The following is a 24,044-nucleotide window of genomic DNA, read 5'->3' as shown; positions in this document are numbered from 1 at the left end:
GGATAAATTGGTAGCCCTCATTACATTAAAAATTGAGTAAAAAAACAACTATATACGATATTGCCAAAGCTTTAAACATTACTGTTTCTACTGTTTCGAGGGCTTTAAGTGGTTTTCCGGCAATAAGTGAAGCTACCCGTAAGGCCGTAATTGAAACGGCAGAAAAGCTGAATTATAGTCCTAACAAGCTGGCTTCGGCACTAAAATCAGGCAAAACACATATTATTGGTGTCATTGTACCCAGTGTGCAGGCTCATTTTTTTGCCTCCATTATCCACTGTATTGAAGACGGCTTAAAAGACAGTGGTTACCGGGTAATCATTTATCAATCAAATGAATCGGTTGAAAATGAAATTAATGGCGTAAAAACATTGCTTGAGGCTCAGGTAGATGGTATTATGGCTTCATTGTCTCTGGAAACGAGTGATGTATCTCATTTTAAGGAAATTGTAAAGCAAAACAAGCCCCTGATTCTTTTTGATCGTGTAAACGAAGATTTGAATGTGCCTACCATTACCCTTGATGATTTTAGGGCGGGTTATATGGCCACCCAGCATTTAATTGATCAGGGATACCGGAACATTGCTTTCATAACCACTATTCATCAGATTAAAATTTTTAACGACAGGCTGAAGGGGTATAAAGCGGCATTACAGGACAATCATCTGCCTGTTTTGGAAGAGTATATTCATTTTGGCGGATTATCCATTAAAGACGGCAGGTTTGGTGCCGGAAAATTAATGCGGTTTGAAAATAGGCCGGATGCCATTGTTGCCGGAGATGATTTTACGGCATTGGGTGTAATTAAAAAACTGAAGGAGATTGATCAGACACCGCCTGAAATCGGGGTGATTGGTTTTGCGAATGAAGCATTTTCGGCCTATATCACGCCAAACTTATCTACCATTGATCAGCATGCCTCGCAAATGGGACAGGAATGTGCAAAAATGTTTCTAAAGATGATTCATCAGGAAAATCCTTATGAAAATACAGCGCATATTGTGTTAAATCCAACAGTAGTAGAAAGGCAATCTAGTACTAAATTGCCTTCCTGATGCTTAATTGAATAAGCTTTTGCTGATGCCCATTTCAAGGCCTCTGATTTCGGCCAGGCCTTTGAGCCTACCTATGGCAGAATATCCTGGATAAGGTTGTTTGCTAAGGTCATCAAGCATCTGGTGTCCATGATCCGGACGCATTGGTATTGTTCTGTTTTCAGCATGCATCAGTTTTACCGCTTCACGAACGACTGTAAACATATCGGCATCGCCCTCCAGGTGATTGGCTTCATAAAAATTACCGTCTTCATCCCTTTTTGTACTTCTTAAATGGAGAAAATGGATTCTTGAACCTAATCTTTTGATCATCCCCGGGAGATCATTATCTGGTCTTGCACCAAATGAACCACTGCAGAAACAAAGGCCATTTGATTTAGCTGGTACCTGGTCGATCAGGTATTGTGCATCTTTTTCTGTACTCATAATTCTGGGTAAACCTAAAATGGGATAAGGAGGATCATCCGGGTGGATGGCCATTTGCATACCGTGTTCGTCTGCAACCGGCGTAATCTCCTTCAGAAACTGAACCAGGTTTTGTTTTAAGATATCGGAGGTAATTCCTTTAAAGCCATCTAATAATCCTAAAACTTGTTCAGGTGTGAAATGATCCTTGCTGCCTGGTAAGCCCTGCAAACAATTTGCAGTGAGTTCATTTTTTTGTGTATCGGTTAATTTGTCGAAATAATGAGTAGCCTTTTTTATTTCATCTTCAGTATAATCTGCAGTTGCATTTGGCCTTTTCAGTAAAAATAAATCGAAAGCGATGAATGCTGATTTTTCAAATCGTAAAGCCAGGGCCCCGGTTTCAGTTTCGTACCTGAGATTGGTGCGCATCCAGTCCAATACCGGCATAAAATTATAGGTAATCACCCTGATGCCACAGGAGGAAAGGTTCTCCAGGCTTATTTTATAATTGTTGATCCAGGTTTGGTACTTCCCGGCTCTTTTTTTAATGTCTTCATGTACCGGTAAGCTCTCCACAACACTCCAGGTCATACCGGTCTCTTCAATTTCAGCCTTTCTTTTCTGAATTTCTTCAACAGTCCAGATTTCACCTACCGGAATGTGGTGTAATGCCGTAACTACACCACTGCAGCCCGCCTGTTTAATGTCTGTTAAACTTACAATGTCATCTGGTCCATACCAACGCATGGTTTCAATCATTTTCATTTCTATCGTTTTGATTTTGGTTTAATATAATTGGTATTGCTGCTTGTTCAGTAAAAATTTTCGTGCTTTATTTAACAGGTAAAATTAAAATATTGGTTACAACTGTGAATTTATGTAAAAAGCACCTTATACCGTACTTTTAAAATGCCATAAATTGTAGAGGCAAAATAAGAAAAAAAATCATATTGCAATCGGTTGCATTTTCATGCCATTATGTATATCTTCAACAATTTAACCAGGTATAAATAAATATGAGAAAGCTGATTTTCCTTTTTTTAATAGGCATAACGTTCCGGGGCGTTGCACAAATTAAGTTTAACAACCCCATATTATCAGGTTTTTATCCCGATCCCAGTGTAACTAAAGTTGGATCAGATTACTATCTGGTCAACTCAACTTTCTCGTATTTTCCAGGTATTCCTGTGTTTCATAGTCAGGATTTAAAAAACTGGAAGCAGATTGGAAATGTAATCGATCGCCCTGGTCAGATGAATTTTATGGACAATCGCGTTTCCAGGGGATTATTCGCGCCAGCAATTCATTATCATAATGGATTATTTTACGTTACCTGTACCTTGATAGATGGAAAGGGTAATTTTGTGGTCACGGCTAAAAACCCTGCGGGGCCATGGAGCGATCCTGTTTGGCTGCCTCAGGTGAAGGGAATCGATCCATCTTTATTTTTCGATCGTGATAAAGCTTATATTGTTTACAACAGCGATGCGCCGGATAATAAACCCTTGTACAGTGGCCACAGAACAATCAGGATGTATGAATTTGATCCTGAAACCTTAAGCGTTCGGGGTGAAGAAATACAACTGGTTAATGGCGGTGTTGATATCAGTAAAAAACCGGTTTGGATTGAGGGACCACATATTTTTAAAAGAGGAGAATGGTATTACCTCTGTGCTGCGGAGGGAGGAACATCAGTAAATCATTCACAGGTGGTATTAAGAAGTAAATCCGTATCGGGGCCATATCTGCCTTATGAAAATAATCCGATTTTAACACAGCGGAACTTAGATCCGAACAGGAAAAATCCCGTTACTTCGGCTGGTCATGCAGAACTTGTAGAAGGTCCGGATGGAAATACCTATGCTGTTTTCTTAGCGGTCCGGCCATATGAGGGCGATTATTACAATACCGGGCGGGAAACTTTTATTGCACCTGTAAAATGGGAAAACGGATGGCCTGTCATTAATCCGGATAGCAAGGAAATAAAATATAGTTATTCGGCTGGCTTCAAAGAAGTCAAGCAAAAAGACGCAAGACCTCAAAGTGGCAATTTCTCTTACAGAATAGAATTTAAAGACAAGCTTGATCCTGCCTTACTTTTTCTAAGAACTTTAGATACAAGCTGGTTTAAGCTTAGTAAAACTGATGGTTTAACGATGAATCTATTGCCCGAAACCTGTATGGGAAAAGCTAATCCTGCTTTTATTGGTAAACGATTGCAACACATCAAAGCCAAAGCCAGTACGGAGCTGGTATTTAAAGCCAAAACAGCTAACGAAAAAGCCGGGATAATGATTTTTCAGAATGAATATCATTTTTACTATTTATGCCGATCAGTTGTAGATGGCAAATCAGTATTGCAGGTTTTAAAAGGCGACCAGGATCAAAAAAAGGCAACGCTAATTAAACAGGTTGAAATCAGTGGAAATAATAAAGTATACCTGCAGATTGAAACAAATGGCGATAAATGTAATTTTCAATATGCTACACAAACTGATAAATGGAAACTGCTATTGGGAGATGTTGACGGGAAGTATCTGAGTACTAAAGTGGCAGGCGGATTTGTAGGATCTCTATTTGCCCTCTATGCTACTTCTTCCGGCGAAGCTTCCCAAAATGTTGCAGGTTTTAAATGGCTGGACTATGCGGGTAACGATGAAATTTACCGTTAGTGCCAACTTACGAAGTATAGGCAGGATGTGGGTTTGGAAGAACTTCTTTTCAATTCAGTTTAATAAACAAAAAAGGGGCTGTGTCATAAATCAATTTATCTTCCTGAATCTGTCACGTTGAACTTGTAGAAATGCACTGAACGGCTTTTTTACAAGTCCTTCGACAGGCTCAGGAAGACATTTTGTATTTATGAGACAGCCTCTTAAATCTTAATTTATTTAGTCCTGAAACTTCCACCTGACGAAAGCTTCCATGGCTTCATATTCAGCCAGGCCGAGTTCATCATAGGCTTTAGCCGTTTCACGGTTGCGGTCTTCTGCACGTTGCCAGAATTCCCTTGAATCGTCGCCCGGAAAAACAGCCCGGTCTTTCTGACTCTGGTGCTTAAAGATCGCATTCCTTTTGCGCTCCAATTCCTGAGGAGAAATGGGTACGGCCATTTCAATTTCATGGGTTTCAAATTCATGCCATGCACCACGATACATCCATAACCAGCAATCTTTAGCCCATTCTTCCGTTTCACGGAGGCGGGTTAAAGCCGCAAGAATAATATTGAAGCAAACAATGTGCGTTCCATGCGGATCTTCAAAATCACCGGCAGCAAAAACCTGCTGTGGTTTTACCTTTTGTAAAAGTTGAATGGTTAGATCAATATCTGCGTCGGTAACCGGATTTTTCTGATTCTTTCCGCTTTCATAAAAAGGAAGCGCCTGGAAATGAATGTGATCATCTTCCAAACCACAATAACGCGCACCAGCAATGGCTTCACCTTTTCTAATTAATCCTTTAACGGTTTGAATTTCAGGAGTATCTACCTGATTGGGTTGTTTAGCCTCGATGAAAGTCCTCATTTTATGGTAAAGATCTTTCAGGTGAGTGTTATCCATGCCCATTTTTTCTGTAAAATCTACATTAAATTCTACAAAACGCAAGGCATCATCATCCCAAACGGCGGTATTTCCAGAAGTTTGATAAGCTACATGCACATCATGTTGCTGATCAACTAAACGGATGAAGGTACCACCCATCGAAATTACATCATCATCAGGATGCGGAGAAAATATAATCACCCGTTTTTTCGCTGGTTCAGCTCTTTCCGGACGTTGAGAATCATCAGCATTAGGCTTTCCGCCTGGCCAGCCGGTAATGGTATGTTGTAATTTATTGAAAATATGAATGTTGATGTTGTAAACCGGACCCTTTTCAGTAGCCAGTTGCGCCATACCATTATTGTTGTAATCATCTTCTGTTAACTTTAATACCGGTTTACCTAAGGTATTGGCCAACCAGATTACAGCTTTACGGATCAATGCGTCAGTCCAGATGCAATCTTTAACCAGCCATGGCGTATCAAAACGAGTCAATTCTGAGGCCGCAGGGGTATCCAGGATAAACTCAACATGATCAGACAATTGCAGATAGGTTGCCGGAACCTCGCCAGAGATTTCTCCTTCTACAGCTTTTTTAATGATGGATGCTTTTTTACGGCTCCATGCCATCAGGATAATTTCCCTTGCTTTAAAAATGGTGCCGATACCCATGGTAATGGCTTTGGTGGGTACAAAGGTTTTTCCACCGAAATCACGTGCAGCATCTCTGCGTGTCAGATCATCCAAAGTCACCAATCGGGTACCTGAATTTGGTGCCGATCCGGGTTCGTTAAATCCAATGTGGCCAGTACGGCCAATTCCAAGTATCTGGATATCCAAACCACCTAAATCGCCAATTTTCTTTTCATAATCCAGGCAAAAGGCCGGAATATCTTCCAGTGCCAGGGTACCGTCAGGAATATGAACATTGTTCTTGTCGATATCGATGTGATCGAAAAGATTCTCATTCATAAACGTAACATAACTCTGCGCTGCAGTTGGCGCCATTGGATAGTACTCATCCAGGTTAAAAGTAATCACATTTTTAAAACTTAAACCCTCTTCTTGATGCAGTCTGACCAGTTCGGCATAAACTGCAATTGGGGTAACACCTGTTGCTAAGCCCAGTACTGCAGGTGTGTTGCTTGCTTGTTTGGATTTAATGAGGTTGGCGATTCGGTGCGCCACATTAACTGAAGCAATTTTTGGATTTTCGAACACGCTTACGGGTAGTTTCTCGAAACGTGTCTCCTCCAGTAGATTTAATCTAGCCATTTTTTTTATATGGTTTTTAATGTACGGAGCAGTAAAGATAGCGAGTTATGTGCAGTTTTTAATAAAGGTTATTTACTTTTATTGATTAAATGCCCGATGTACAAAAACTAAGCGCTATCAATTTTAACAATCAAGCCTGAATATGAATAATCAAATTCAAAACCTCTATCTGAAAGCAAATAAAGCCGAAAGACTGATTATTGGTTTAATGAGCGGTACCTCTATGGATGGTTTGGATATTGCACTTTGTAAAGTAAGTGGAAGCGGTGCGGATACGGATATTGAGGTGCTGGAATTTAAAACCGGAGATTTTACACCTGATTTCCGGGCAAAGGTTAAGGCCGTATTTTCTAAAAAGGAAGTGGATCTGCAGTTGGTTTGCCTGATGAATGAGTTGATTGCCAATACCCATGCCGGGTTGATTAATGATGCGTTGAAGGAATGGGGTTATCAAAATGAAGAGATCGATTTCATCGCCAGCCACGGGCAAACCATTTTTCATGCACCAAAATCATTGCATCAGATGAATGATTATCCAAACGGTACCTTACAGATTGGTGATGGTGATCATATTGCCGTAAAAACCGGGATTATTACCTTATCTGATTTCAGGCAGAAACACCTGGCGGCAGGTGGTGAGGGAGCTCCATTGGCGGTATATGGCGATTATTTAATCTTTTCTAAAAAAGCAGAAGACCGAATCATGCTGAATATCGGGGGCATTGCCAATTTCACCTACCTCCCGGGAAGTTTGCAGGCAGATGAAGTTTTTTCTACCGATGTGGGGCCGGGTAATACCCTGATGGATCAGTTTATGCAACAGCATTTTAATCGGTTTTATGATCAACATGCTGCAATAAGTTTATCGGGGAATTTAAACCAGGATTTGCTTTCCGCCTTGCTGAACAATGAATTTTTTGAGGCCGCTTTCCCTAAAACCACCGGACCAGAGTTGTTTAACCTGGATTATCTGCTGAATGCACAAAAAGCCTCTGGAACTGCAAATCTTAAAAAAGAAGAAGTAATGGCTACACTCTGTCACTTTTCTGCCGAAACCATTGCTCATGCGATTCAAAAGTGTTTTGTCAGGGAGGTAAAGGCAAAGGTTTTAATGAGCGGTGGCGGGATGCATAACCCATTGCTGGTTAATTTATTACGCGGTAAATTGCCTGATTTCAGTTTTGGAACCACTGCCGATTTAAATATAAATCCAGATGCAAAGGAAGCCGTATTGTTTGCCGTTCTGGCAAATGAAACGCTTAGTGGTAAACCTATTGATTTTGGGCACAGAAAAGGAGTTCCTTCCGTGTGCATGGGTAAAATCAGTTTACCGAAATAGCTGGATTTAATTGATTTCTTCAGGAAGACTGATTACAAGGAATAAAAATTGGCTTTGTAAGTGATTTTACTAAATTTGTTTAAAATCCTGACCCTAACCTAATTTTATGGAAAAAATTTACCTTCAATGGTTATCGAAGTTATTTATGATTTTGATGATTCCATTTCTCCTGCTCTATTGTACCGATCCGGTACGGGCGCAAAACAAACGGTATACCATTAGTGGAAAAGTAACTGACGGTGCCAATAACACCCCCATTCCCGGGGCGGTGGTTAAAATACAAAATACTAACCTGGCCACAAGTACAAACGGGAGCGGAGCCTATACTTTTTCCGTAGACCTGGCACCAGGGAGTTATCAGCTATCTTTCTCTTTTGTGGGTTATAAATCTGCTGTACAATCCCTCACACTTGGTGAAAATAATACCATCCAGTTAAATGGCGTATTAAGCGGAGATGCCGTTGGTTTGGATGAAGTTATTGTTACCGGTACCTCTGCCGGAACAACCAGAAAGGAACTGGGCAGTTATGTCAGTACGGTAAAAGGTGATGACTTAAATAAAGCGCCGAGCGGCAATGTACTGTCTTCTTTACAAGGGAAGACCGCAGGTGCACAAATCAGTCAGAATTCAGGAGACCCTGCTGGTGGAATGTCAGTGAGGTTAAGGGGAATTAGTTCCGTGAACTCATCTTCAGAACCGCTATACATTATTGATGGTGTAATCGTGAACAACTCCACTACCAGAGTGACCAATACTTCGTCAAATTATGATGGCGGAAACGTAGTGGGAAGCATAGGCCAAAACAGAATGGTCGATATTAATCCAGCGGATATTGACCGGATTGAAGTTTTAAACGGTGCTGCCGCTGCGGCAATTTATGGTTCAAGAGCCAACTCAGGCGTAATTCAGATTTTCACCAAAAGGGGTGCAAGCGGGAAAGCGCAGGTTACTTTTAATACCAGCCTAACCATGAGTGAACTGCGGAAACAGATTGACGTGAACCAGTCGCCGGTTAAATTTGGTGGCTCAGTAAATTCATTCACACAGGATGTCATTCAAACGGTGGTAACGCCTCCGGCTACTGCGGCAGCCCTATTAACAAACACGACCCCGGTTACCCGATATAATTATCAGGATTATATTTTCCAGACCGGATACGGTACCGACAATACAGTTTCTATCAGCGGAGGAACGGATAATACTAAGTTTTATACTTCAGCAAGTTATTTCACCAATCAGGGGATCATTAAAAACACCGATTTTTCAAGGTACAACCTGCGGGCAAACGTAGATCAGAAGATCACCGATTGGGCATCGTTAAGTGTAGGTATGAATTACATCAGGAGTGCGGCCAAGGAGAAACCCGACGGTAACTCTTTTTTTTCTCCGATGAATTCGGTGACCATTATTGGTAACTTCCATGATATTTTTGCAAGAGATGCCAATGGCAATCTGCTGGCGGTTGGAGAGCGTGGCCGGGTAAATCCGGTTTCCGTAATTGAAGATATTAAGCAACGTCAGGAAACCAACAGAATCATTTCAAGTGCCAATCTGAAACTTAATCCGGTAAAAAACCTAACGTTAAATTTCCTGGTTGGTGTAGATAACTCTGGTTCAAATGGTTCTACTTATATTCCGCCGTTTGCTTATAACGTAAACCCCGATTTTTATGGTGGCGGCGCAACACTGGATGGTACGCTAAACGGTTATGCCAGTGCGGCGAGTAATAATGCCTTTCAGTTTAACAATGATATCAATGCGACTTACCAGGCTAAAATCAATGATAAAATTGCTTCAACAACTCAATTGGGATATTCTTTTCAGTATGAGCAAACGCGATATCAATTGGTAAATGGTAGGGGTTTAGCTCCTTTAATTGAAACGGTTAATGCTGCGGCAACCCAACTGCCTAGTGTGGATGGCAGAACACAGCTTTCTGTAACAGGAGGATATTTACAGCAGACTTTTAAATACAGGGATCACTTTTTCTTAACAGGAGCTGTTCGTGTTGATCAATCTACCGTATTTGGTGCCGATAACCGGACACAAACTTATTTCAAAGGCAACGCAAGTTACGTGTTGTCATCAGCTGATTACTGGAAAAATCTGGGTGTTTCCTCCTGGTGGGATACTTTTAAAATCCGGGCTGCCTATGGAGAATCGGGTAATTTAACAGGTATTGGTGCTTACGACAGGATCAATGCCTATTCAACACAGTCTTTTTTAGGTCGGGCATCCTTGTTTTCGAGCGCGACTTTGGCTAATGAAAATGTTAAACCAGAGCGTCAGCGTGAACTGGAGTTGGGTACCGACTTATCTTTTTTTAAAAACAGACTTGGGTTGCAGTTTAACTGGTACAATAAAAAGGTAAGTGATTTGTTAATCGCCAGCGTTACCGCTCCTTCTACCGGATTTTCTAGTTTTCTGGATAACATCGGATCGCTGAGGAATAAGGGAATTGAACTGGTGTTGAATGGAACGCCAATAAAATCAAAAGATTTTAGCTGGAATACCACCGTAGTTTTCAATAGAAACAGAAACCAGGCACTTAATGTTGGTGGTTTAAGGTTATTCTCAACCAATCCTGGTGCGCCTGTAGCCATTATTGATGGTGAAGCAATCGGTGTGTTTTATGGAACTTTCTTTGCCCGGAATCCGGATGGCAGCTTATTAACCAACGCCGCCGGAATTCCGCAGCTGGAGCGTGGAATACAGAATTCGGCAACCACCTTTACACCGCAGCGTGGCGCTGATGGTTTGCCTACCGGAACAACCTTACGTAAAGTGCTGGGTAACCCGAATCCTGATTACACAGCTTCCTTTGTGAATGATTTCTCTTACAAAAAGTTTAACCTTCATGTGCAGTTAGATGCTGTTCAGGGGGGTGACGTTTGGAATGCCGACTGGAGAACACGCCAGGGTGTAGGAAGTGGTAAAGTGGCAGAAGCAGAACAACTCGGCCAGTTGCCGAGAGGTTACGTGGCCGGTGTGTACGCTACGGAAGAATGGCGGATTGATGATGGATCTTTTGTGAAGTTAAGAGAAGTTTCTTTAAGCTATAATGTAGGTAAAGTTAAATACCTGCGCGATCTGACCGTCACCTTAAGCGGAAGAAACCTGGTTTCATGGGATCATTACAAAGGATATGATCCTGAAGTGAACTCAGGCGGTCAGTCTACTATTTTAAGAAATATCGATTTTGGATCGGTTCCCATTCCAAGAACCTTTAGTTTAGGTTTACAAGTTAAATTTTAATCGGCAAAGGAAAAATTTATGAAAAGTTTAAAATTCACTACCTCAAAATATATCACTTGCCTTGCTTTCACTTGGGCGATGGGTTTAGCTTCCTGTACCAAAGAGTATCAGGATCCATCCAGGGCAAAAACAGCTGTGGCACTCACTAATCAGCAAGGTCTGACGGCTGTGGCCATTGGTTTGCAAAGGGTTTATACCTTAAGCAGAACAGGGGTGATGTTTAATGCTGTTGCCGCCAATGGTTTTGTTACCAATGAACTTTCCTTACTGAACTCTGGAAATATTCCTGAATTACAGTTAAGTACAGGCGGAACAGCTGTGGATGGTACGAATACCATTTTATTTAACCTGTGGACAAGCGCAAATAAGATTGTTTATGACGCTGATTTAGTAATTACCAATGCAGGCAACCTTGGTGATAAAGGATATGCATCCGGCCTGATTGCCTACTCGAGCATTTTTAAGGCACTTGCTATTGGCAATCTATCTCAATATTGGGAAAAAATACCCGATGGAACAGGGAAAAATGTCGCATTTATTACAAGGGCAACTGGTTTCACTAAAGCCATTGCTGTAATAGATAATGCTTTAAACACCATAACGGCTAATCCAATTTCAAGCGGCTTTAATTCAAATGTACCCAATATCAATATCTTAAATACCTTGCATGCCTTAAAGGCAAGATATGCCTTGTTTTCCGGTAATTATTCACTGGCTTTATCGGAAGCAAATGAAGTAGATTTAACAAAAGCATCTTCTTTTAACTTTGATGCCACATCACCAAATATTTTATTTACCATTATTTCTTCGAATAATGTTTTTCAGCCATCCAATGTAAATTTGGGTCTGACAGGTGCTGATGTGCCTGATGCCGGAGATAAAAGAATCCCATTCTATACTATTTTTGCTGGAAATCAGGTGGCAACCATCCGGATGAATGGCTTTGCGGCCAGTACAACAACGCCTTTTCCAATTTATCTGCCCGGAGAAATGACGTTAATTAAGGCAGAGGCCTACGCCCGGCAGCCGGATTTGTCAAATGCTTTGGCCGAACTGAATAAAGTTGTTACCAAAACGACAGATGTTTTTGGTGTAACGGCAGCATTGCCACCGCTGAGCGGAACTTATACACAACAGCAGTTGCTGGATTTAATTTATAAACACCGTTCCATTGAATTATATGCTTCAGGCTTAAAAATTGAAGATATGAGGAGATTTAACCAGCCAGTCGCGAACCGGAAGCGTAACTTTTTTCCTTATCCCTTCCAGGAAAGAGATAACAATCCGAATACACCTGCAGATCCAGGTTTTTAACGCAAATGGGGCTCCGAATCTTCGGGGCTCCATTTCTATAAAATATGCACTTCTCTGTTCTGGTATCTTGTTAATGACTCATGATCCTGATCCAGTTCGGTAATGAGGTAGCTGATGCTTTCAATCGGGCATACCCTTAAACGCAGCGCAATGTCCAGTTTCTCTGAAATACACAATACTGCAGTCTTTTTTGAGGACGCCAGCATGGCTTTTTTAAGCTGGTTAATTTCCCAGTAAGTGTCTGTCAGTCCCTCTTCGGGATGAATGGCACTCGTACCCATCAGGCATAAGTCTGCTTTGAGTTCAGCAAGTTGGGTAATCACCTGTCCGCCATAAGTAACCTGCGAATTTTTAGAAAATAAACCACCAATCAGTATCACTTCTATATTGTCGTATTTAGCCAACTCTACCGCCACCAGGGGGCTGATGGTAAAAAAAGTAGCCGCTATGTTTTGCGGAAGCTGCTTTACAAACTCTAAAATGGTGGTGCCGCCACCAGTTAAAACCACCATTCCGTCTGTGATCAGGCCGATTGCTTTTTTAGCAATAATGATTTTACTGTCTCTGGCATAAACCGTACTGTCATCGAAAGAACTATGGTAGGATTTAGATAGTGCGCCACCATGAACTTTAAAAAGCAAGCCTTCATCTGAAAGTTCCTGTAGGTCTCGCCTGATGGTATCTTCAGATACGTTAAGCAATTGAACCAGATCGGAAGTAAGTACACGGTTATGCAGGTTGATCTGGCGCATAATAAAATCGTGGCGTTCTTTTTTAAGCATACTGAGGTATTTTTTACGGAAGTAAATATAAGATTTATTTGTATTGCGTGTTTTTGCGGTTTGTTGCAATAATATATTGGGATTAGAATGTTAAAATCTTAACTATTTGTTTTTTAAATGGAAAACATTTATGATATTAGCTAAATATTGGAAAAATATGCGTGATTATGCGTGTTTGAAAATATTGGCAAACAACTATATCAAACTAAACTCATTTCATTTCAAACCAGGCAGTTTATGAAAAAAAAACTACTACTCACCATTATGGGTACTTTTTTGTTGCTGGCACATGCCATTGCACAACAAATTACCATCACGGGTAAAGTCTCCTCTACAGATGGTCCAATCCCCGGTGTTTCCATCCGGGTAAAAGGAACCACAACCGTTGCACAAACCAATGGCGACGGGAATTACACGATTAAAGCGTTGGAAACCGATGTTCTTGCATTTTCCTATATCGGATATAAGGCCGTTGAACGAAATGTCGGTACAAACAAAATCATCAATGTTTCTTTAGTTTCTGATGCTAAGGGTCTTGATGAAGTTGTGGTAACTGCTTTGGGTAATACAGTGAAAAAACGCGAATTAGGTACATCCCAACAAACCGTTTCAGGTGCTGTAATAGCAGAAACGCAACGCGAAAATTTTATCAATGCTTTACAGGGACGTGTTGCGGGTGTTGAGGTAACAAGCTCTTCAGGTGTTCCGGGGGCATCATCCTCCATAACCATTCGCGGAGTAAGTTCTATCAGCGGGAATAATCAACCATTAATGATTGTTGACGGTTTACCAATTGATAACAAAACGTTAAGTACTTCAGCCTTTGTTTCAGATGCGAGTTCAAATACATCTTTTAGTAACAGAGGGGTTGATTTTACTAATCGTTCTGCAGATATCAATCCGGAAGACATTGAAAGTTTAGTGGTTTTAAAAGGTCCTGAAGCTGCTGCGCTTTATGGAATTGATGCGGCTAACGGTGCAATTGTCATTACTACAAAGAGGGCAAAGGCTGGTAGTGGTGCAATCAATTATAGTAATAGTTTCAGGGTGGAGACAACGAGAGCTTATCCTGAAATTCAGAAAGAATATGGATTAGGTGGGAGTGGCGCTCCTGGATCAGTATCTACATTAAATAATATCTATCAATATTTCGGTCCGGCTTACGCTGAAGGAACGCAGTTCTATGATAATGTAAAGGATTTCTTTCAAACAGGATTTACGCAAAGGCATAATTTATCATTTGAGGGTGGCTCTGAAAAAATGAATTACCGGATTTCAAGTGCATATACAGATCAGGAAGGTGTGGTGCCAAATTCCGCTTACCAGAGAATTAACTTAACAGGAGCATCACAAGGCACTGTAAATAGCTGGTTAAAGACAGATTTATCTATGAATTACAGTTATGCGGTAAATGACCAACCCTTAAAAGGAAGTATCGGGCCTTTACTTGGCCTGCTGGCCTGGCCGCAAACTGATCAGGCTTCTAACTACCTTACACCGGCAGGTACAAGAAGGTTATTGGCTTACGGATCTGCTGGCAATGCTGAAATTGATAATCCCTATTTCAATGTGAATAAAAATATTATTAATTCTAAAACCAGCAGGATTATTTCCAACCTTGGCTTAACCATAACCCCATTTTCTTGGGCGAACATCAAAACCAATATTGGTATGGATTCTTATACCAACCAAAACTTAATTGTACGCCATCCGGAAAGTGCTTCAGGCTTTAGCAGAGGCGGAACGATAGATGTAGCCAATGACGTAACAAGGAATATCAACCTTCAAAACCTGATTAATTTAAATAAACAAAAGCTAACCAGCGATATTTCCTTTGATGCAACTTTGGGTAATTCATTGCAAAACCTGAAATCTAATGTAGATGCGGGTTATGGAGAAGGCTTCTTAGATCCTAATTTTAACTCTTTAAATAATGTGGCAACTAAGTTGGTAAGAACAACAATTACACAACGTCGTTTAGTGAGCTTTTTTGCCAGGGCAACTTTTGATTATAAAAATTATTTATTCCTGACCGGAACTGTGAGAAATGACCGTACTTCCACTATTCCTATAGATCGTTATTCCTTCTGGTACCCATCAGTTCAGGGTAGTTTTGTTTTTACTGATGTTCCGGCTTTTAAGGGGCTTAAAAACATTTTCTATTATGGAAAGTTGAGAGCTGCTTATGCTAATGTTGGTAAAGACGCAAGACCATATGCTTATGTTCCGAGCCTGGAAAATAAGACAACCTCTAACGGGGGCTATGGTTATGGCTTCACAGGTCCTAATCCGGGGCTTAAACCCGAATTTGCAAAATCATATGAATTTGGAGCAGAGCTGGGATTTCTGAATAACCGTTTAGGCCTGGATGTGACGGTGTATCGTAAAGAAACAACTGATCAGATCGTAAACGATATCAGAAGCAGTTATGCCACGGGCTTTATACTCTTAAATCTTAACGGTGGATCAACGAGAAATCAAGGTATAGAACTTACATTACGAGGAACGCCAGTAAAAACCAGCAATTTTAATTGGGATGTTCTGGCGAACTTTGAATCTGCGCGTGGAAAAGTACTTTCACTTCCGAATGAATTACCAGAATCTTACGTTTCCGATACATGGCTATATGCGAACGTGCGTAACGGGAATACCCCGGGAAATTCAACAAGATCATTAACGGGACTATTTTACCTTCGGAATAACCAGGGGCAATTGTTAATAAATCCAACTACCGGAATTCCGGTGCGTTCTACCGTTTTTGTTGAAGGTGGTTATGACAGGCAGCCAGACTTTACCATCGGCTTAACAAATACGTTCACCTATAAAAACATGTCGCTATCCTTCTTACTTGATATCAGAAAAGGTGGCGATGTATTAAATGCTACCCAGCACTTTCTAACAACGATTGGTTTAAGCAATACTACATTAAACAGACTGACCCCAAGAATCATTCCGGGCGTATTGCAGGATGGTAGAGAAAATACAGCCAATCCAACAGTGAATAATATTGCATTTGTGCCCTATTATCAAAACTCTTTTTATTCTAATGCAAGTGAGGAATTATTTATTGAAAAAGATATCAATTGGATAAGGCTAAGAGATGTCACCTTCAGTTATAAGTTACCACAAACCTTATTTAAAAAGCAAAATTTTATCAAAAGCGCAAGTGTTTTTGCCACAGGGACGGATTTATTCTTAATCACAAATTATACAGGCCTTGATCCTGTAGTTAATGGCAATACTGCAGCTGTTGGTGGTTCCGGGGCATCAGGTATTGATTATGGTAACTTTCCAATGCCAATTGGTTTAAACTTTGGAATTAAGATTGGATTATAATATAGAAAATATGAAAAAGATATATTTAGTATTGCTAACCGGAATTCTACTTTCAGTTAGTAGCTGTAAAAAATACCTGGATGTAAATACCAACCCCAATGCTCCGCAAACTGTAACAGCAAATTTGTATCTGTCACCAATGATTCACTGGATGGTAACAGCTCCACAGTATGACGGACGGTTTATTGGAAGATATACACAAAACTGGACTTCAACAACTTCTGGTACTACATGGGATCTCCAGGGCTATGACCCGGTGTCAGATAATGGTGCACAATTGTGGCGGGATGTATATTGGAGCTTTGGTCAGAATCTGATTGATATGAATACCAAGGCAGAGGCTGAACAACGTTGGGATTTATTAGGTGTCGGGCAGATTTTAAAAGCCTGGGGCTGGCAAACCCTGACCGATATTCATGGTGAGATTATCATTAAACAGGCTATAGATCCTACCAGAAATGTTTTTGACTATGATAGTCAGGAATATGCTTATCAGGAAGTTCAGCGTTTACTGAATGCTGCCATCGCAAATTTGGCAAGAACGGATGGAGCAGTAGATGCTGCGTTTTTGGGAAAAACCGATATTCTTTACAAAGGCGACAGAGCGAAGTGGACAAAACTGGCCTATGCCATGCTTGCGCTAAACTTGAATCATTTCAGCAATAAATCCAGCTATAAACCAGATGATGTCATAGCCGCTGTTGATAAGTCATTCGCCAGTAATAATGATGATGCTTTAATGGGATATCCCGGCATTACCGGTAATGATGACAGAAATTTTTTAGGACCAACCAGGGGTAATATGCAAACATACAGACAAACCTCTTTCATTGTGAACCTGATGAACGGAACCCAGTTTGCGGGTGTAGTGGATCCCAGGATGAGCAGAATGCTTTCGCCTTCTCCTGATGGTGTATACAGAGGTATTGTGACAGGAGCAGGAACCGGTGCTTTTACATCCAGCCAGCTACCCAATAACTTGTGGAATCTTGCTTCCATTTCAGCACCGGCAGCAAATACCCAGGGAAGGTATATTTTCTCTGATAAATGTAAATTACCTGTGATGACCTATGCTCAACTTCAGTTCATTAAAGCAGAAGCTGCATTTAAAAAAGGAGACAAAGTAACTGCCCTTGCGGCGTTAAAGAATGGCATCTCATCCCATATAGATTTCGTTAATGCAAGGAATCTTGAAGATAATCAATCTCCAACACAAATTACCAGCACCGAGAAAGCCGCATATATGAATACGCCATCCATTGTTCCTGCAAATGCTGCCGATTTAACACTAACACAAATTATGTGTCAGAAATATATTGCGCAATGGGGATGGGGTCATTTGGAAACCTGGATGGATCTAAGAAGATATCATTATACAGACACCGATCCCTTAACCGGAAAACAGATCTATTTAGGCTATGTTTTTCCGGTAACACTATATTCGGAAAATGTTGGTAAACCAGCATATAGAATCAGGCCCCGTTATAATTCTGAATACGTATGGAACAGGCAGGCATTGAGTGTTATAGGTGGTTTAGCCACTGATTATCATACCAAAGAAACCTGGATTATTCAACCTTAATCAGCTAATCATGAAAATAAAAAATATAGGTCATTTAGCGGTTCTGCTAATTCCGATCATAAGTTTCTCTTGTAAAAAAGACAATAGCATACAGGTAATTGATATACCAATTGAAGCTACTGAAGTTGCACGAATCAAATATTTTAATTTTACAGCCGGTTCCCCTTCTGTAAACTTTTATGCCAATGGTGTAAAGGTTTCCGGGATCCTGAGCAATACCGGTTCGGAAAGTACAGCGGGAACGGCATATGGCGCTGTTTACCCAGCTTCAAATTACAGTGTCATTAATCCAGCAACTTATAAGATAAACGGAATAATCCCTTCTACTGCCACAGCTAATGCCAATGTTACCATATCAGAAGTTAATTCCAATCTGGAAAAAGGAAAATATTATTCTCTTTACACCGGTGGCATTTATAATAGCGCGACAAAAACGGCAGAATCATTTATTCTGGAAGATGTTTTACCACCTAACAATGCAAGCAACATGGTCGCTTATGTTCGTTTTGTAAATGCTATTCCAAACGGGAACTCCCCCATGACCCTGGTTATTAAAAATGCTGTATCCGGTTTAGAAACGGTTGTCGCAACAGGTATAGCTTATAAAGCAGGTTCAGTATTTGTGCCTGTTCCTATCGGGAGTTATGAGTTATATGTAAGATATTCAGCATCAGGAATCAATATCATTTCCCGAAACGGCACAACTAATGGAGTTGTACCTTTCCTTGGAGGCAGAACGTACACTGTTGGTGCAAGAGGTGATATCACCATAACATCGGCAACAGCCGCAACAAGGCCGTTAATTGATAATACGGCTAATCAATAATTTGACTGCGCCGACATTAAACCTCAACGAACAACGCATTTATGTTGTTCGTTGAGGTTTAAATAAATTACAAGATCTTAAATCCTAAACTCAACTGAAATAAGTTCGGTTTCTGGCTGTATTTCTCACTTTTACTAATGTTGGAAAGACCTGCTTCATAACGTAAATCAACTGAAATGGCACCTATATCAACACCGGCACCCGCCTGTAAGCCAAGGGCCTGATTTTTATAGTTGTCAAAATCAGTAGCTTGCTGGTAAGCCGAGCTAAAACTCGAGTTTTCATCCAAAATAAATGAAATTACAGGTCCGGCCATCACCCTGAAATTTAGGTTTTTAGCCCCAAACTTGGTGCCTAATAAAACTGGCACATCCAATGTAGTAAATCTCACTTTACCTTCTGCAGTTACTTCATTATTGTTATTATTGGTAAAGCTGATGAATTTATTGCCTTTACTACCAATATAAGCTTCGGGCTGTACATAAAAACTTGCGCCGCCAATACGGGCCCAGGCACCTACCTGATAACCTAAGCGATTTTCTTCACTGGCAAAATCAGCATTAAGTTTGGCTAAATTTACACCGGCTTTAACACCAAGATTAAATGTTTGCGCTTGCGATGTTGCCCAACCCAGGGTCAGGAAAACAATAGGGAGAATAAATTTTTTCATTGTCTTTAAATTTTTGCGTGTTTTTTATTGGATAAATAACGAATTTTTAACAAAATTATCATGCCAGATATTGTATAGCTCTATTTTTTTTATTACTCATTGGTAAAAAGATATTATAGTGCGCAAATATTTTTTACTTTTGCATCAAATAAAATCTGCTATGGCTAATTTTCAACTTACCGCTGAAACCGCATTTAAAGTAAAAACAAAGTTCTTGAGAAAGTACCGCGACTTAGCTAATGAGCCATTGGAATTTACACCTGGCAAGGAAGATGAACTGGTGCAGGATTTAATGCGCCTGGTAAAACGCGACCGCACTTACATTGAATTTACCATTCAGAAGGCCCTTGCTGATACTAAAGGAAACAGATTGTAATCCTTCTTTAAAAATTTACCTTTCATTTCGTAACGCTTTATTTACGCTGTACCTGAATAAGTATTTTTAATATTTATCTCTTTTTGTACATTTACACCTGTACGGTCAGGAATTGTTTTTCAATGCACTTCATGTTGTATTAAGATACAGTTAAATCTCTGTTTAGCAATCTTTATTCGTGTCACCATTATAATATTAGCAAGGATGAAAAAAATAAAATATGCTTTTTTAGCCGCAGGGTGTTGTATGGCGATTTTATCATTTTCATTTAAAGAAGACTTATTCCTGGTTTCTAAAAATCTCGATATTTTCGCGTCCCTTTATAAGGAAATTAATATCAATTATGTTGACTATACCAATGCACCACAACTGATGAAAACCGGTATTGATGCCATGCTGGATAGCCTTGATCCTTATACTGAATATGTGCCGGAATCTGAGATTGAAGATTATAAGCTTAAATATGTCAGTACCCAATATGGCGGCATTGGTGCCAGTACCGTTTTGATTGCGGGCAAACTTTTCGTGAATGAAGTAAGCGAAGGCTACCCGGCTAATAAAGGTGAAGTAAAGGCCGGTGATCAGATCGTAAAAATAAACGGAGTTGAAGTTAAGGGGAAAGAAAGGGCTGAAATCAGCCAGTTATTGCGCGGGCCTAAAGGTACTCCGGTAGACCTGGTTTTGTTTAGGGAAGGTAAAGAACTCCAGAAGAAAATTATTCGCGAGGAAATCAAACAGCCAAATGTATCCTATTCAGGTATGGTAGGCGATGGCGTGGGGTATATCAAACTGGATAAGTTTTTAGAAAATTCTGGTCAGGAAGTAAAGGATGCCCTTTTGAATATCAATAAGGAAAATCCAAAGGGAATTATTCTTGACCTCCGGAATAATGGTGGCGGAATATTACAGGAAGCCGTAAAGATTGTGAACCTGTTCGTGCAAAAAGATCAGCTCATTGTTACCCAGAAGGGCAAAAATATTGAAAAAACAATTGCCTATAAAACCCAATATCCTCCGGTTGCTCTTGATGTTCCATTAGTGGTGCTGGTCAATGCAAACTCTGCATCTGCATCAGAAATTGTAGCCGGCTCGCTGCAGGATCTTGATCGGGCAATTGTGGTGGGGCAGCGGAGTTATGGAAAGGGCCTGGTTCAACAAACCTTTAATCTGCCCTACAACAGTCTGGTAAAAGTAACGGTTGCTAAATATTATACCCCATCCGGCAGGTGTATTCAAAAGCTGGATTATACGCATAAAAATGCCGATGGCGTGGCAGAGCGTTTTGCTGATTCAACCATGATGATGTTTCAAACCAAAGCCGGCAGAAATGTATACAGTGGTAATGGCATCTATCCGGATGTGGTGGTGGTGGTTAATACCGATAAACTAAGCCCGGTAACCATCTCCATGATTAGTAAAAATTTATTTTTCAACTATGCCAATCAATACCGGAAAACTAACCCCAAGCTCGAATCTGCAAAAACTTTTCAGCTATCTGATGCCGATTATACTGCTTTTGTGAATACCTTAGCAGATAAAGACCTGACCTATCAAAGCAAAACCGAAAGGTTGCTGTCTGATTTACGGCAGGAAGCCGAGAAGGAAAATAAATCGGCAGAAGTTAAAGCTGACCTTGAAAATTTGAAATATAAACTGACCATCTCTAAAAAAACAGATGTAGCCACGCATAAATCAGAGATCAAAAGAGTTTTGGAAACACAAATTGTGAGCCGCTATTTTTATGAAAGGGGGAGAATCGAGCAAAGTTTTCAATATGATAAGGAGTTGATGGCAGCTAAGGCTTTGTTTGGTAATCAGCCCCAGATGTTAGCGATTTTAAAGGGCGATGGGAATTACAAAGTAATTGGTAAACCCATTAAAGAAACGGCCTCACTAGATTAATCCTGTCATTATTGAAAAATATTTTAACATAACGAGCTATTATTATCTAATTTAGTAAAACGATTTATCAAATACCGAATAATAAACCATGAATTTTAAGAAACTTACACCTGTTTTATTTACCGCACTCCTTTTATCTGCAAATGTGCATGCCCAGAAAACTGCCCATTTAACCCAGTTTGTTGATCCCATTATTGGTTCTGCTAAGCATGGTCACGTTTTTGTTGGTGCCAATGTCCCATTTGGGGCAGTACAGCTGGGGCCAGATAATGTTTTTGAAGGTTGGGATTGGTGCAGTGGCTATAACTATGTGAGCAATACCATCACGGGGTTTTCACATACCCACTTAAGTGGTACCGGAATTGGTGATCTTGGAGATATTTCCATTATGCCAGCCTCCGGAGAAACCATTCTGCAAAAAGGTAAAAAGGGTGAGGAAGATAAAGGATATCTTTCCACGTTTTCACATGAAAATGAAGTGGCAAAAGCAGGTTATTATAGCGTATTGCTGGATAAGTACAAAATTAAAGTAGAATTAACGGCCACCGAACGTGTTGGTTTCCATCAATATACCTTTCCTAAAAAAACAGCAACCCCTCATGTTATTATTGATTTGATTGAAGGGATCGGGTGGGATAAGCCTGTTAACGCTTCATTTAAACAACTGGATGCCACTACAATTGTAGGACATAGAAACTCTAAAGGCTGGGCCAACGATCAGCGGTTGTATTTCGTGATTAAGCTTTCTCAACCTTTACAGAAGTTTTCTATCTATAGCGATGATAAACTTGCAAAAGGGACTGATGTAAGTGGTGAAAAAATTAAGGCCGTAATTGATTTTGCATCAGTTAAGCAAAATCAATTGCAGATTAAAGTAGCCTTATCGCCGGTGAGTACGGAGAATGCGCTATTGAATTTAAAAACTGAGTTGCCAGGGTGGGATTTTACATCTACCGTAAAAGCAGCTGATGCAAAGTGGGAAAAAGAATTGTCAAAAGTAAAAATTGATGCTTCAGCAAACACTAAAAAAGTCTTTTATACCGCACTTTATCATACGATGGTTGCACCATCCTTATTTAATGATGTGAATAAAGATTATTTAGGCACAGACAAGAAAATTCATCATGCGGCTGGTTTCAACAACCTCACTACCTTTTCGCTTTGGGATACCTATCGGGCAGCCAATCCACTTTATACTATCCTTCATCAGGATAAAGTGAATGATGTGGTGAACACCATGCTGGCCATTTACAAAGAACAAGGAAAGTTGCCTGTTTGGCATTTGATGGGCAATGAAACCAATACCATGGTGGGTTACCATGCCGTACCGGTAGTGGTTGATGCTTATTTAAAAGGTTACCGTGGTTTTGATGTCAATCTGGCTTACGAAGCTGTGAAACAATCTGCCATGCAGAAAACTGATGGCATCGATTACATTCAGAAGTTGAAATATATCCCGGCAGATAAAGTAAATGAATCTGTTGCCAAAGCATTAGAATATGCCATTGATGATTATTGTATTGCCATGTTTGCAAAATCGTTGGGCAAAACGGATGATTATCAGTATTTCAGTAAAAGAGCTGGTTTGTATGCGCAATACTTTGATCAGGATGTGCAGTTTATGAGGGGTAAATTGGCTGATGGGAAATGGAAATCACCATTTAGTCCGGTTGCAGCCAAACACCGTGAGGATGATTACACGGAAGGAAATGCATGGCAATATACCTGGTTGGTGCCACAGGATGTAGAAGGTTTAATTTATCTTTTCGGTGGCGATAAGCCTTTTGTAAACAAACTGGATTCCCTGTTTATTGTTCCTGCTGATTTAGGCAAGGAAAGCTCGCCAGACATTTCTGGATTGATTGGTAATTATGCACAAGGTAATGAGCCTGGGCACCATATTCCATATTTATATGCTTATGCTGGTCAGCCATGGAAAACCGCAGATTTAATCCGTAAAATTGATCACGACTTCTATACTTCCAAGCCAGATGGATTATGTGGTAATGAAGATGTTGGACAAATGAGTGCCTGGTACGTATTTTCTGCCCTAGGATTTTATCCGGTAAATCCGGCCAATGGTGCCTATGTTTTTGGTACGCCTCTGGTTAAGAATGCCACGATTAATTTGCCCAACAAAAAAACGTTTGATATAAACGTAATTGATAACAGCAGCGAAAACAAATATATTCAGCGAATCCTATTAAATGGGAAGCCATATACCAAATCATTTATCCTACATAAAACCATTGTAGAGGGTGGTTACATGACAATTTATATGGGAAATCAACCCTCTAAATTATGGGGTATATCAGCAAGTGACAGACCGGTTTCGGGAAAATAAATTATTAGTTGGATGAATGTTAGCAATATGCCGATGT

The 24,044-nt window shown here is 40.3% G+C and carries 15 protein-coding genes; 11 read left to right on the top strand and 4 right to left on the bottom strand.

Annotated features, from left to right (window positions below):
* Positions 1-32: 32 nt before the first annotated feature.
* On the top strand, positions 33-1,055 hold the full coding sequence (locus tag OQX64_RS14460) for a LacI family DNA-binding transcriptional regulator (RefSeq protein ID WP_088299839.1): 1,023 nt from the start codon (positions 33-35) through the stop codon (positions 1,053-1,055).
* A 3-nt stretch (positions 1,056-1,058) separates the two neighbouring features.
* Here OQX64_RS14460 and uxuA read toward each other — a convergent pair whose 3' ends face one another.
* A complete protein-coding gene (uxuA, locus tag OQX64_RS14455) occupies positions 1,059-2,228 on the bottom strand; it encodes a mannonate dehydratase (RefSeq protein ID WP_265819294.1) in 1,170 nt (389 codons plus the stop codon).
* 251 nt (positions 2,229-2,479) lie between these two features.
* On the opposite strand from uxuA, the gene OQX64_RS14450 reads away from it, so the two are divergent.
* Positions 2,480-4,135 (top strand): glycoside hydrolase family 43 protein, encoded by a 1,656-nt coding sequence (locus tag OQX64_RS14450; RefSeq protein ID WP_265819293.1) that lies wholly within the window; start codon positions 2,480-2,482, stop codon positions 4,133-4,135.
* Positions 4,136-4,354: 219 nt separating this feature from the next.
* On the opposite strand, the gene nagB is transcribed toward OQX64_RS14450, so the two are convergent.
* Positions 4,355-6,280 (bottom strand): glucosamine-6-phosphate deaminase, encoded by a 1,926-nt coding sequence (nagB, locus tag OQX64_RS14445; RefSeq protein ID WP_088299836.1) that lies wholly within the window; start codon positions 6,278-6,280, stop codon positions 4,355-4,357.
* Positions 6,281-6,422: 142 nt separating this feature from the next.
* On the opposite strand from nagB, the gene OQX64_RS14440 reads away from it, so the two are divergent.
* From OQX64_RS14440 to OQX64_RS14430, 3 genes are all read left to right on the top strand, one after another.
* Positions 6,423-7,619 (top strand): anhydro-N-acetylmuramic acid kinase, encoded by a 1,197-nt coding sequence (locus tag OQX64_RS14440; protein WP_265819292.1) that lies wholly within the window; start codon positions 6,423-6,425, stop codon positions 7,617-7,619.
* A gap of 106 nt (positions 7,620-7,725) precedes the next feature.
* Complete coding sequence (locus OQX64_RS14435; protein ID WP_265819291.1) at positions 7,726-10,875, top strand: SusC/RagA family TonB-linked outer membrane protein; 3,150 nt, start codon at positions 7,726-7,728, stop codon at positions 10,873-10,875.
* Positions 10,876-10,893: 18 nt separating this feature from the next.
* Complete coding sequence (locus OQX64_RS14430; RefSeq protein WP_265819290.1) at positions 10,894-12,189, top strand: RagB/SusD family nutrient uptake outer membrane protein; 1,296 nt, start codon at positions 10,894-10,896, stop codon at positions 12,187-12,189.
* 35 nt (positions 12,190-12,224) lie between these two features.
* Here OQX64_RS14430 and OQX64_RS14425 read toward each other — a convergent pair whose 3' ends face one another.
* Complete coding sequence (locus OQX64_RS14425; protein ID WP_265819289.1) at positions 12,225-12,971, bottom strand: DeoR/GlpR family DNA-binding transcription regulator; 747 nt, start codon at positions 12,969-12,971, stop codon at positions 12,225-12,227.
* A gap of 237 nt (positions 12,972-13,208) precedes the next feature.
* Between OQX64_RS14425 and OQX64_RS14420 the strand changes: the two genes are divergently transcribed.
* From OQX64_RS14420 to OQX64_RS14410, 3 genes are read left to right on the top strand one after another with little or no spacing between them, the layout of a single operon-like run.
* Positions 13,209-16,307, top strand: a complete 3,099-nt coding sequence (locus tag OQX64_RS14420) for a SusC/RagA family TonB-linked outer membrane protein (RefSeq protein WP_265819288.1) — start codon at positions 13,209-13,211, stop codon at positions 16,305-16,307.
* A 10-nt stretch (positions 16,308-16,317) separates the two neighbouring features.
* Entirely contained in the window at positions 16,318-17,889 is a 1,572-nt protein-coding gene (locus tag OQX64_RS14415; protein ID WP_088299956.1) for a RagB/SusD family nutrient uptake outer membrane protein, read from the top strand.
* A 10-nt stretch (positions 17,890-17,899) separates the two neighbouring features.
* Positions 17,900-18,715: a DUF4397 domain-containing protein gene (locus OQX64_RS14410; protein WP_088299832.1), complete on the top strand. Its 816-nt coding sequence runs from the start codon at positions 17,900-17,902 to the stop codon at positions 18,713-18,715.
* Positions 18,716-18,782: 67 nt separating this feature from the next.
* Here the strand turns inward: OQX64_RS14410 and OQX64_RS14405 are convergent, their stop codons facing one another.
* A complete protein-coding gene (locus tag OQX64_RS14405; RefSeq protein WP_088299831.1) occupies positions 18,783-19,385 on the bottom strand; it encodes a porin family protein in 603 nt (200 codons plus the stop codon).
* A gap of 160 nt (positions 19,386-19,545) precedes the next feature.
* On the opposite strand from OQX64_RS14405, the gene OQX64_RS14400 reads away from it, so the two are divergent.
* The 3 genes from OQX64_RS14400 to OQX64_RS14390 all read left to right on the top strand — a co-directional run bounded on the left by OQX64_RS14400 (position 19,546) and on the right by OQX64_RS14390 (position 24,007).
* Complete coding sequence (locus OQX64_RS14400) at positions 19,546-19,761, top strand: hypothetical protein (protein WP_029281875.1); 216 nt, start codon at positions 19,546-19,548, stop codon at positions 19,759-19,761.
* Positions 19,762-19,965: 204 nt separating this feature from the next.
* Complete coding sequence (locus OQX64_RS14395) at positions 19,966-21,663, top strand: S41 family peptidase (protein WP_265819287.1); 1,698 nt, start codon at positions 19,966-19,968, stop codon at positions 21,661-21,663.
* Between the two features lie 88 nt (positions 21,664-21,751).
* Positions 21,752-24,007 (top strand): GH92 family glycosyl hydrolase, encoded by a 2,256-nt coding sequence (locus tag OQX64_RS14390; RefSeq protein WP_265819286.1) that lies wholly within the window; start codon positions 21,752-21,754, stop codon positions 24,005-24,007.
* The last annotated feature ends 37 nt before the right edge of the window (positions 24,008-24,044 follow it).

Source organism: Pedobacter sp. GR22-10, from assembly GCF_026239715.1.
Classification (GTDB): Bacteria; Bacteroidota; Bacteroidia; order Sphingobacteriales; family Sphingobacteriaceae; genus Pedobacter.
The sequence above is the reverse complement of the archived record's forward strand: the minus strand, read 5'-3'. Positions and strand labels throughout refer to the sequence as shown.